Genomic DNA, 11,770 nt, shown 5'->3' on the forward strand with positions numbered 1-11,770 from the left:
AAAATGAACGACATTGAATCACTACACCGCCTCACCGAGACAGTCGAAACGGCAGGAGCGGATATCGCCCCGACTTACATTGAGTACGTACAACTGGCATTTGCCATCGCCACAGATTGCGGCGAAGCCGGGCGCGACTATTTTCACCGTCTCTGCCGCATGTCCGCCAAATATCAGCGTGAACAAGCCGACAGGGTATTCTCCAACGCACTCACCACGAAACATGGCGACATACATCTGGGCACAGTGTTCCACCTCGCCGAAACCGCAGGGGTAACCATCCGCAAAGACGAAGTTATGAACAGCCCGGCGGGTACAAAAGGTACAGCAGGTACACCCCGCAATTTTCTCACACACACGTGCGCGCGTAATAAGGTAAGAAATGACGAAACTTGCGGAAACGGAGAAGAAGAACTATTGCCGGGCAGTGAACCGCAGCATCCGCTACCTACCTTCCCCGAAGCTGACTGGCCGGAGTTTCTGCAACGTATCATAAGCTATGGAAACACTGCGGCCCAACATGACATCATGCTATTAGGAGCATTGACAGCCTTAGGTTCTTCCATGGAACGGTATGTGCGTTGTTCTTATGGCGGTAAATACCAGTATCCCTGTATGCAATGTTTCGTCATCGCTCCTTCCGCTTCCGGCAAAAGCATCCTTTCCTATATCCGGTTGCTCGTAGAACCTATCCACGACCAGATTCGTACAGAAGTGGCCGTACAGATGAAAGCATATAAGAGAGAGAAAGCGGCTTACGAAGCAATGGGCAAAGAGCGTGCTAAAGTGGAAGCTCCGCAAATTCCTGCCAACAGGATGTTTCTCATTTCCGGTAATAATACCGGCACGGGTATCCTGCAAAATATCATGGATTCCGAAGGAACAGGACTTATCTGTGAAGCCGAAGCGGATACCCTTTCCACTGCCATAGGCTCGGATTACGGCCACTGGAGCGACACGCTCCGCAAAGCATTCGACCACGACCGCTTGTCTTACAACCGCCGTACGGACCAGGAATACCGGGAAGTTAAAAAGAGCTTTCTTTCCGTCCTGATTTCCGGAACACCCTCACAAGTCAAAACTTTTATTCCGACGACAGAAGACGGTGCTTTCTCCCGTCAACTGTTCTACTACCTGCACGGCATCTGGAAATGGGTGAGCCAGTTTACAGAGGACAAGATAAATTTGGAAGAGGTATTTACCGCTATGGGATTGGAATGGAAAGGGAAACTGGATATGATAAAAGCACATGGAATTCACACACTCCAGCTCACGGTTGGACAGAAAGAAGAATTCGACGCACTCTTCTCCCGCCTGTTCTCCCGTTCGAGCATAGCTAATGGCAGGGAGATGTACAGTTTCGTAGCCCGCCTGGCTGTCAACCTGTGTCGTATCATGGCGGAAGTAGCTGTATTGCGTGCTCTCGAAAGTCCGCAGTCTTATCAGTTCAAGGTATCCCCTGCTTCCAGCTTTACTCCCGACAAGGAAATTCCTACTGACAACATCAATGACGGTATTATTACCCGTTGGGACGTAACTATTACTCCCGAGGACTTTAAAGCTGTGCTTGCACTGGCTGAACCTCTCTACTGTCATGCCACGCATATCCTGTCTTTCCTTCCTGCCGTAGAAATCAGTCACCGTTCTAATGCCGACCGGGATTTCCTCTTCGAACAGTTGGGTGAAGAATTTACCCGCGCACAGTTGTTGGAACAGGCAGCTGCCATGGGAATCAAGGAAAACACTGCCCTCACCTGGTTGAAACGATTGACCAAAAGCGGAGTGTTCATCAGTATAGACGGAAAAGGAACTTACGCGCACGCACGTGTGCGTGTGTAAGGGAGCCCCGGAAAAGTGTACCTGCTGTACCTGCCCGTTATTAACAACGTAGCGATTTGTCTGTATCAAAGCGGCGCTTTACGAGTGCTAAAGCTTAGCTTTACGTCCTCTAAAGCGCCGCTTTAGCAGTTGTAAAACGCTGCTCTCCTAAGGCTCGCCCAACGCATCCACAATCACCCTCACCTCCAACGGTGTGAAAGAGCGATGTTCCGGTTGATAACCCAAATCATACAAGCGTTGTAAAAGTCCGGGACACCGTAGGATCCATTTCTTCATTTTCCGGTAAGCGGCAATATCGGTAAGTTCGGGAGAATAGAGTTGCGCCAGCTCCATGCGTCCATACGCACGTATTCTGAATTCTTTCATGATGGATAAGTTTCTGATTTACTGTCACAAAAGTAACAAAATATTTCCACATAACCAACGTTTTTCCATTGAATAACCGACCCTAATTGCATATAACCGACAAGGTATGAGCATAACGGTACACAACCGATTTTCGGGTAGTCCGGGGTTGTATCTTTGTATCGTCGAAAGGGGAAAGAATCCCGGAGACACCATGTATAACCCTTTAATTTATTGTTTTATGATTCGTTACAAAATTTATCAGAACCAACAGAAGAAAGGCTTGAATGCGGGAAAGTGGTTCGCCCGTGCGGTAAGCGATGAGACGTATGATTTAGGCAAGCTTGCCGAACATATGTCGAAACACAATTCACCGTATTCCGGCGGTGTCATCAAGGGTGTGCTCACCGATATGGTGGACTGCATCAAGGAGTTGCTGCTCGATGGCAAATGTGTGAAAATTGACGACCTTGCCATTTTCGGTGTAGGTATCCGCAGCAAGGCTGCTGAAACGTTGGAAGAGTTTTCGCTGGAGAAGAATATCACCGGTATGAGACTCAAGGCACGTGCCACCGGCAATCTGTCAACGACCAACCTGAAGCTCGACAGCCAACTGAGACAGCAGGCGGAGTATCAGAAGCCTACCACTTCCGGTGGCGGCGGTTCCGGTTCGGATTCCGGCAATACGCCTGATCCGAACCCGGATGATGGTGGAGAGACTCCGGATCCGGCAGCTTAACCCTTGTCCCTATCTCCTGTCTCTCCTATTTTCTGTGAGCCCTTCTGTTTGCGAAGGGCTCGCTAATATTAAATTATTTAATCTTAAAAAAATCGACTTATGAGCAATTCATCATCACGCCGCTCCGTATGGAGCCTGGTTCTCAAAATTATCATCACTGTAGCCACCGCCATCGGCGGTGTGTTCGGGGTGCAAAGCTGTATGTAGGCTAATGAGGACTATTACGCTAATTATCATTCATTGCAGTGCTACGCCGGAGGGGAAATCCCTCTCGGCGGAAGCCTGTCGTTCAGACCATATCCACCATCGTGGATTTCGTGACATCGGTTATCATTTCTATATCACACGTGACGGGGAAATCCATCGGGGACGGTCGCTTGAAAAGGTTGGGGCACACTGCCGGAACCATAACGCACATTCGGTAGGTATTTGCTACGAAGGCGGGCTGGATGCGGAAGGAAAGCCGAAGGATACTCGTACCTTGGAGCAAAAGGGCTCGTTGCTTGCTTTGTTGAGGGAGTTGCGGAGACAGTTTCCGAAAGCGTTGATTGTGGGGCATCATGATTTGAATCCGATGAAGGGATGTCCGTGCTATGATGCGGTAAAAGAGTATTTGCAGGTATAAATTAAAAAGACGAATGGCTGACAGAAGATTTCTTTGTCAGCCATTCGTCTTATATTTTCTATAATAACCCTGAATTTATTCGTACTGCCAAATATCATCCATGGTAATGGGCACATAAGCACCATCTTTCATTTCTATGATAACAGAAGGTTCATGTACAATAAGAGTGTGCCACATTCCAACGGGGACTTGAACACCATAAACACCTTTCACGGGATTCAAATCATAACGACCGCATTCAACTCCTTTTTCGTTATAGAAAAGTTCGGTGACATGACCTCTAAGCAGAATTACGGTTTCACTAGTCGTTGTGTGACGATGAATGGGAACATGCGTTCCCGGTTGCAAGGCATTGAGCATACGTTGTGAAGTGTCTCCATCGCCATTACGCAAATCCAGATTGACACGGCGTCTCTCATTGGTCTCAGCTTGAGACAGCAACTCATCAAGCAATTGGTCATTAATTTCCATCATCCCTTTCGTTAGCTTTAGCACGCAGATACTCTTCGTGCAAATGATAATACTTCTTTTTGAACAATATATAGGCTACACACAGCAGCACCAACACCACTACGAGATACAGATACTTGTTCACCGGCAGATAGATGGCACCCAAAGAAATTACCAACTGTACAATCATGTAGATGGTGGACACCGTCACATGCTTAATATGCAGTTCATTAGCCATCAGTTGATAAGCATGCTTGCGATGGGGTTTACCTATATTCTCGTGTAGCATGATGCGGTGACAGATAGTAAGCACACTGTCCACACCATATACCATCAACAGCACTATAGCCCAATAGTTTCCGCTCTGTAAAATATAAGAGCCCAGGAAATAGAGCAGAATAAATGCGATGGAGACACTGCCCACATCACCGGCAAAGCATTTTGCCCTGGTGCGGAAGTTGAACAGGCAGAACACCAATACACTCAACAAAGTCACAATGATAAAGTTGTTATCGGTGTATTCCTCCTGCATATTCAAGAGCAACAAGGGAATCAATACCGCCAATGAATAGCCACCGGTGATACCATTTATGCCGTCCATGAAGTTATACGCATTGATAATACCTGTACATACTATAAGTGCAATGATAACCACCCACCAATACTCAGGCAGTAAAATGCCCCACTGATAGAACATAAGCGTCATAGCGGCGAAATGTACAATCAGTCGAAATTTATTGGGTACCGAATGAATATCATCGGCAAAACTGATGCCACCCAACATGGTGAGCCCCAACAGGAACCACGGACATGTGAAACCATAAAAGGCGGCATAAAGCCAGGCTCCAAACAAGAAAATAATACCACCGCCACGCAACACTATAGAACTGTGCGATGAACGCAAATTGGGTTTATCTATTATGTTACACTTATCGGCAACCTTGAAATATGCTAATTCAAGAACAAGCAACAATACTGCTATCAACAGATATACGACCATACTTATTTTGTATTTGCAAATGATTTAACGGTTTGTGTCAGTCCTTCTTCGGCACGTATGGGCATCTTATCTACCCCCAGCGCCCTTTTTATTTTGGCATTGCTCACCACATAGTTTTCGGTAAGTTTCGTCAAACGCTCCGAGTTCAGCGGCAGGTGCAAAACGTCTCCCACTTTTGCCATGCCGTTCATCAATCCCTTGGGTAGATGCCAGATGTGTGCTCTCTTACCCAGCGCATTGCAAATGACTGCAATAAGCTCGTTCGTTGACAAAGACTCATCATCTCCCATATTGTAGATGCCCGAAGCGACATCTTTGGTAAGCAAACCCTCAATGGCAAAGCAAAGATTGCCAACGGAAGTAAAACAACGTCGATTTTCAAATGCCCCCAACGGCCAAGGTATCCCTCTTTTCACTACACCGTAGAGCAGATTGAGATTACCTTTGTTACCGGGACCGTGTATCATACATGGACGCAGGATATACACTTGCTTACCGGTTGCAGGATGAGACAAGATATACTCTTCAGCCTTAATCTTGGACTCACCGTAAGGCCCCACAGGATTAGGAACAATATCCTCAGTAAGAATATCGCCCGGAACAAAATCGGCAGCAGCCTTTACAGACGAGAAGAAGATAAACTTTCCGGCCGATGACTGAAGGAACCAGTCATAGATTTTCTGTGTCAATCCAGTATTAATCTTGAAATAAATCTCCGGCCCCGATGTTTTCTTCAAATCATGTGCCTTGCCGGCAAGATGGATAACAGCATCTACTTGTGGAATCTTATTTTCATCAAGGTCATTCCAGGAAAAGGTCTTGACTACACCCTCCTTTTCAGGAGCAACAATGTCGAGACCATAAATCTCATGATTCCGTCCCATGGCCTTTACAATATTACTTCCGACAAAGCCGTGGATTCCGGTTATAAGTATCTTCATATTATTCTTTTGTAAAAATCAACTCAAAAACTTTCACAAAGTATTTCAATCCAAGCAACGGCATGCATGTCCATATTCCATTTTCACGACACGCACGGACAATTTCCTTATTCAATATCCAGTTACTCTTCAAGTTAGCGGTACTCTTACCTCCTGTTCGCATCTTCATGAAATCCAAATGCAAATACTTCGACTTTAATTTATTTGAATAAAGAAAACGAGTCAGCAACTCATAATCTGCTGCAATCTTGTAGTCATACTGGTAATAGCCATATTTTTCAAAATTGTGCTTATATGTATAAAACGAAGGATGTGCAGGCATAAAGCCAAATCGGAAACGCCAAGGTGCAAAGTTTTTCGATGAATAATAGCGTACCGTCTTATCCAAATCACTATCATTCACAAAACGGACATCACCATACACAGCCTCGACGGATTTATTTTGTTCAAAAGCCTCCGCTACCTTCGAAATCACATCCGTGCGATGAAAGAAGTCATCCGAATTGATGATGCCCACTACGTCACCGGTAGCCATTTTGATACCTTTGTTCATGGCATCATACATCCCCTTGTCTTTCTCTGAGAACCATTTCATGCGACCATTGAACTTAGGCTCATATTCCTTGATTATGCTCACGGTTTCATCCTTAGACAGGCCGTCGGCAATGATGTATTCCAAATTCTTGTAGTCTTGTTTCAACACACTTTCAATGGTATCACGTAGCGTTGCAGCGCTATTCCAAGTAACAGTTACTATAGAAATCCTCATATATTTATCATTAGTCATTAAACCATACAGCCCTACAGCGAAATATTCCAACGATTTTTAATAAATACCTTCATTTTCTCCTTATCCTCGCCACAAGCCTTCTTGCAGGCTAGGATATTACCGTCCACCATAGCACGATACCACCATCCTTGGATGAATGCAAACAAAAAGCCCTCCTTGCCATCAAGGAAACCGCCTCTCATAATGTAACGGTAGCAGAAATAGGCAAAGCTACGCCAGAACAACGGGAGCTTGTTATAATCATTCTTGCGGTAATGTTTCTCTTTTGCTTGTTTGCCAAGTCCCCCATTTTTGTCTCTATCATTACCCCCTGAAAGGTTGAACTCATCATTCAACACCTCGCAAGCTTCACGCTGTGCATAGTTGATGTGTTTGCGACAATAGTCACCCAAATCAATTAAAGAATGATCACAGAAATCATTATTCAACACTATTGAACGCCCCTCTTTCAGCGCAATATGCTCATCCATCAAGCGAGCATCGTCATATCTGCCCATACCTTTGCGAAACATACGCATAATCAACACAGGATATACGCCATGCTTTACCCACCTATCCATAAAGATGTGACGACGCTTCAACTCTATACCAGTCACCTCCTTGGGCAAAGTAGGCAACTTCGCTTCAATTTCTTCCATCAATTCTGGCAGAAGGTACTCATCTGCATCAATACGCAGCACCCATTCTGTCGATATCTCTACATTATCAAGTGCCCAATTAAACTGTTCCGCTTGATTACCCGGATATTTGTGAACAACAACTTCCACATTTTCAAATTCCTTGCAAATCTCTACAGTGCTGTCTGTTGATGGACTATCCACCACAATCACCTTTTTAGAGATTGGGCACACATTCTCCAAGCATCTGCGAATATGCAATTCCTCATTGTATGTAAGGATGATAGTTGTCAAATCAAGTTTATTCATTTTTCAGTTCTCTCTTCTTAATAAATTTTGCAGGATTCCCTCCTACTATAGCCCATCTTTCCACATCCTTAAAGACACAAGCCCGAGCACCAACTACAGCCCCTTCACCTATAGTTACCCCCATGCTCACAAAAGCATCAGCTGCTACCCAAGCAGCATCTTCAATCACAATAGGAGCGGTAATAAGAGGATGCAATGGTTCTGTTACATCGTGGCTGGCTGTACAAAGAAAAGCACCTTGTGATACAGTCACATTGTCACCTAATATTACAGAAGCTACATTGTAACAATCTACATTAGATGCCAAACATGAATATCTTCCCATGACCAAGTTCTTTGGATAATAAACCTTTGCTGATGAATACACCACAGCAGTGGAATCAATCTTAGCCCCAAACAATCGAAGCAACATACGCTTCCATCCGCTCCCCATACTTCTTGGTAACGGTCGCGCTAAACACCCCCACACAATACTCCAAGCCAAACGCACCCATTGATGCTTTCGACCTAATGTATTATGATACTTTGATAAATCTATTTTTTCCATCAGACACTAATCAAAGAGTATATACAAAATCCGGTTTGGCACATTTGCCAACCACCCATCTATATAAATCGTTCATCATACCAGCCACTTTATGTTGCTCATATTCTTCTTCCATCAGCTTGCGCCCACGAGCACCCATAGCTACAACTTCAGCTTCCGACATACTCAATATTTCAAGCATCACCTTCGCAATAGTCTCAGGTTCATTGTCCTTCCACCATCCACACTGACACTCATTCAATTCACCCCAAGGCGTACCCAATGAAGCATATACTGGTGTACCACAAATTAGAGCTTCAGGTACAATCATACCAAAGTTCTCTTGCGTACTGGGAACCATCAATGCCCATAAGCGTGATAGACGATCGTATTTATCTTTACCGCTCACAAACCCTACAAACTCCACACAATCATCCAGCCCTAAACGCTTAACTTCCGTTTTCAAGAACTCTTCATAACAATCATCGTATTTACCCATAATTTGTAAAGACAATCTGCTTTGCTCTTCTTCCGATAAAAGAGTAAGCGCATAAATTAGATTCTCTACTCTTTTAATAGGATGCAACCGTCCCAAAAAGCCTATCTGTTTACGACCTTCAGGTTTATTGACAATAGCTTCCACTCCTTTTGGAAAAACCACAGGATTAGGAATTACCGCAATAGGACCTTTATAGCCGAAAGTTCTACAATGTTCCATTTCTTGCTTGCAGGTAGCATGTAGACAAGTCGCGTTATGCACATCCTTATTAAACCATAATTTCAGCATAGGCCACTTTTTCCATCGCTTAATAGCAAGTGCAGAAGGATACAGCATACCATGGGGAGAAATAATATATGGCTTCTTTTTGGCACGTGCCATTTTACAAGTTACGTGGTTAGAATACATCCACAAACCATTAGTATGGTAAATGTCACAATCAGATTCAGCTAAAGCACGCTGCAAATTGGCAGAAAAAGCTAAAGGCGTTTTATAATCATTTGCCACTTCAATAAGCCAGCCACTCCCTTTACCCAAATTAGGTCCCTTACCATCAGCGCTTTCGGTAGTTAGTAAATGAACTGTAGCTCCCAAGTCTTCCAACCCCTCCAAAAGGTCACGAGTACAAGTACTGGGACCACCAGATGAAGCTGATAATCCCTGTATAGTCTGTAATACTTTCATTATTTTTAATTATTCTGCTTTTGAACAAGGACCGTCTTCTACTACATAATTTTCACCTTGTAACATCGATTGGCACAATTTATACAATTGCTCGGCAGCATTCTTTGGACTCCACACATCACGTATTGTCTTGTAAGCCTCTATGCTCATTCTTTCGCGTTCTTTAGGGTGTTTTATCAGCCAAAGTACTTTATCGAATAAATCATTCTTTTTCTTAAGATTAAATGAAAAGCCGTTTATGCCCTCTTTTATAAGATAAGGAGTTGAACCTGTCTCTATGGAACTTACAGGACAACATCCGCAGCTCATTGCCTCATTGAGTACGGCACCCCATCCCTCATTCTTATCACTGGTAAAACAAAAAATGTCATGCATGCGCATAGTCTCTATCACTTTACTGTTATGCATACTACCAAGCAGGTGAACAACCCCCTTCAAACCTTTACGTTGTATTAAAGCTTCTATTTTACTATATTCGGGACCCGTTCCAATCATATTGATTATAAAATCCACTTTTTCACGATAAAGCAAGGAAGCCAGTTGAAGCATCCGTTCCGGATGCTTCAACTGTAAAAATCTTGCTACCCACAAGATTTTTACAGTGGAAGCATTTCGCTTTGCCTTTTGTATAACTTCAATATCAATATCTGGTACAGCAGTAAAATATCCCCATTTATAACATTTCTTCTTGAATGACTGCATTAAACGAAAATCTCCTGCTGCATAAGCACTCGAACACAAAGCATAGAATGGCTTACCATGACAAGAAGTGTGATAATACCACTGTTGTTTAAGTAAACGAGGAGACAGTAAGTTTATCACCCCACGTTTCAACCAACGTTCACTATTAATAAATGTAATTTTGTTTGTCCGAATCCTCTCTTTTAAAAATATCAAAGGCGCAGCAGCGTATATCATCACATCTACCTCACGAATTAACCTCAATGCCTTCTGCACAGATTCCTTACCATCAGCCAACCGAATCAAGTAGGGTCGGCTAGAAAAGTCATTCATATCTCCACCTTTGCTATAGTCATTATCAACATCACCTGTCTCCACAAACCAAAAATTTCCATTGGTCAATTTATATAGTTCATCAGCAACACAAGCCTGATGAATATTCAATGCTATTGATACAAATACTATTGTCATACCTCAAGTATTATTTATTCCAACCTATTTTTCATTTTCTTATAATCAGCACAATGCCCAATCATCAACCAATAAACAAAGCAGAGAAACCCACCTGCATATAAAGCATACCCCTCAAACATAGCATGTGTTATCATTGCAAGAAACATATACATTCTCATTTGGGCCACTACGCTTCTATCCCTACGTACACTTTTGTATGCACTTAATAACACACATAAATAGGGTATCATACCAACCACTCCTGTCATAGAAAGAATAGATAAATGAGTAGAGCCTGACTCTACCCCACCCGCAGCATTATAATCTTCTGAGTTCCTCAAATCAACAGAACAAAACCCAATTCCCAAAACCGGATTCTCCTCAAATTCTCGTATTCTATTATCCCATTTATCCTCACGACTATCAAATGTGCTACCAGCCTTTTCATTACGTTGCTGCTTAGTTATCAATCCCGTTGCAATTCTATCTGCAATAGGTATAGCTACAATTGATGTTACTACCAGCAATCCAATAAGAGCCTTTCGGCCACCACCCAAGTCTTTCATAAAAAAAAGTGAATAAACAATAGGTACAACCATAGCCAATGTAGCTCCTCTACTTGCTGACATTACAACTGCCGCTGCCGCTATAAAAAAAAGTGCAATAAGAATCTTTTTACGATAAACTACATATGTGTTAAGAAACATCAATGCCACAAGTGCAGACATAGGTCCAAGTAACATTGAATGCGCATAGAGTCCTCCGAATACACCTGCTGACGTAACATCATGCATCAAATCTTTACGCACTAAATTAATGCCGAGGAAATAACACACAAATGAACCTATTGTAAGAAATGTGAGAAGTATTAATATATTACGGTACACAAGACTCCTAAAAGCTATTGCTGTAGGAGAAGAAATACATGACGTACATAGTAATGTTACACATAGAAACAATAAGTACCGGATATTAGAGTTGAAAAAAGGTTCAGTTGCCCCTAATGCACTTAGAAAAAAGGCTATATACATTACCACATACAGTCCATCGATTTTCAGTTTGCCACATGCCAATATATATAACAAACAAACCATACACACGGGAATATATATACTTCCTAATAATGGAATACTAAAACCTGTTATGCCATTTATCGCAATTATCGTAAACAACCACGCCATTCGCTTACAATTGATCGTAGCATCTACATTTGCAAAAACAGGTAAGTTTATCAAATAGTTAAGAATTTTATTCATTGTAATTCATCACAAC

General features: G+C 43.0%; 14 protein-coding genes. 4 read left to right on the plus strand and 10 right to left on the minus strand.

Translation table 11 applies throughout. The features are described from left to right. Nucleotides 1-3: 3 nt before the first annotated feature. Entirely contained in the window at nt 4-1,839 is a 1,836-nt protein-coding gene (locus tag BacF7301_RS19870; RefSeq protein WP_167965573.1) for a DUF3987 domain-containing protein, read from the plus strand. Between the two features lie 147 nt (nt 1,840-1,986). On the opposite strand, the gene BacF7301_RS19875 is transcribed toward BacF7301_RS19870, so the two are convergent. Further along, nucleotides 1,987-2,205: a DUF4248 domain-containing protein gene (locus BacF7301_RS19875; RefSeq protein ID WP_044653407.1), complete on the minus strand. Its 219-nt coding sequence runs from the start codon at nt 2,203-2,205 to the stop codon at nt 1,987-1,989. A 220-nt stretch (nt 2,206-2,425) separates the two neighbouring features. Here BacF7301_RS19875 and BacF7301_RS19880 point away from each other — a divergent pair, with 220 nt between their 5' ends. The 3 genes from BacF7301_RS19880 (at nt 2,426) to BacF7301_RS19890 (ending at nt 3,548) form a co-directional block, all read left to right on the plus strand. Further along, nucleotides 2,426-2,923 (plus strand): HU family DNA-binding protein, encoded by a 498-nt coding sequence (locus tag BacF7301_RS19880; RefSeq protein WP_022136900.1) that lies wholly within the window; start codon nt 2,426-2,428, stop codon nt 2,921-2,923. Nucleotides 2,924-3,022: 99 nt separating this feature from the next. Continuing rightward, complete coding sequence (locus BacF7301_RS19885; protein ID WP_022136901.1) at nt 3,023-3,130, plus strand: smalltalk protein; 108 nt, start codon at nt 3,023-3,025, stop codon at nt 3,128-3,130. Between the two features lie 4 nt (nt 3,131-3,134). After that, the gene (locus BacF7301_RS19890; RefSeq protein ID WP_167965575.1) at nt 3,135-3,548 is read left to right on the plus strand and encodes an N-acetylmuramoyl-L-alanine amidase; all 414 of its coding nucleotides are present in this window, start codon (nt 3,135-3,137) and stop codon (nt 3,546-3,548) included. A gap of 75 nt (nt 3,549-3,623) precedes the next feature. Here BacF7301_RS19890 and BacF7301_RS19895 read toward each other — a convergent pair whose 3' ends face one another. From BacF7301_RS19895 to BacF7301_RS19935, 9 genes are read right to left on the minus strand one after another with little or no spacing between them, the layout of a single operon-like run. Then, nucleotides 3,624-4,019 carry a WbuC family cupin fold metalloprotein gene (locus BacF7301_RS19895; protein WP_167967261.1) on the minus strand — a complete coding sequence of 132 codons (396 nt, stop codon included), beginning with the start codon at nt 4,017-4,019 and terminating at the stop codon, nt 3,624-3,626. Continuing rightward, on the minus strand, nt 4,009-4,998 hold the full coding sequence (locus BacF7301_RS19900) for an MraY family glycosyltransferase (RefSeq protein ID WP_167965577.1): 990 nt from the start codon (nt 4,996-4,998) through the stop codon (nt 4,009-4,011). The genes BacF7301_RS19895 and BacF7301_RS19900 overlap by 11 nt, the downstream gene beginning before the upstream one ends. 2 nt (nt 4,999-5,000) lie before the next feature. Continuing rightward, on the minus strand, nt 5,001-5,939 hold the full coding sequence (locus tag BacF7301_RS19905; protein WP_167965579.1) for an NAD-dependent epimerase/dehydratase family protein: 939 nt from the start codon (nt 5,937-5,939) through the stop codon (nt 5,001-5,003). A 1-nt stretch (nt 5,940) separates the two neighbouring features. Then, a complete protein-coding gene (locus BacF7301_RS19910) occupies nt 5,941-6,708 on the minus strand; it encodes a glycosyltransferase family 2 protein (protein ID WP_022136906.1) in 768 nt (255 codons plus the stop codon). A gap of 32 nt (nt 6,709-6,740) precedes the next feature. Next, entirely contained in the window at nt 6,741-7,655 is a 915-nt protein-coding gene (locus BacF7301_RS19915; RefSeq protein WP_167965581.1) for a glycosyltransferase family 2 protein, read from the minus strand. Then, nucleotides 7,648-8,202, minus strand: a complete 555-nt coding sequence (locus BacF7301_RS19920) for an LbetaH domain-containing protein (RefSeq protein ID WP_167965582.1) — start codon at nt 8,200-8,202, stop codon at nt 7,648-7,650. The genes BacF7301_RS19915 and BacF7301_RS19920 overlap by 8 nt, the downstream gene beginning before the upstream one ends. Nucleotides 8,203-8,212: 10 nt before the next feature. Then, nucleotides 8,213-9,364, minus strand: a complete 1,152-nt coding sequence (locus BacF7301_RS19925) for a glycosyltransferase (protein WP_167965584.1) — start codon at nt 9,362-9,364, stop codon at nt 8,213-8,215. 9 nt (nt 9,365-9,373) lie between these two features. Next, complete coding sequence (locus tag BacF7301_RS19930) at nt 9,374-10,516, minus strand: glycosyltransferase family 4 protein (protein WP_167965586.1); 1,143 nt, start codon at nt 10,514-10,516, stop codon at nt 9,374-9,376. Between the two features lie 14 nt (nt 10,517-10,530). After that, nucleotides 10,531-11,754 carry an O-antigen ligase family protein gene (locus BacF7301_RS19935; RefSeq protein ID WP_022136911.1) on the minus strand — a complete coding sequence of 408 codons (1,224 nt, stop codon included), beginning with the start codon at nt 11,752-11,754 and terminating at the stop codon, nt 10,531-10,533. Nucleotides 11,755-11,770 lie beyond the last annotated feature (16 nt).

The sequence above is a fragment of the Bacteroides faecium genome (genome assembly GCF_012113595.1).
Lineage (GTDB): Bacteria > Bacteroidota > Bacteroidia > Bacteroidales > Bacteroidaceae > Bacteroides > Bacteroides faecium.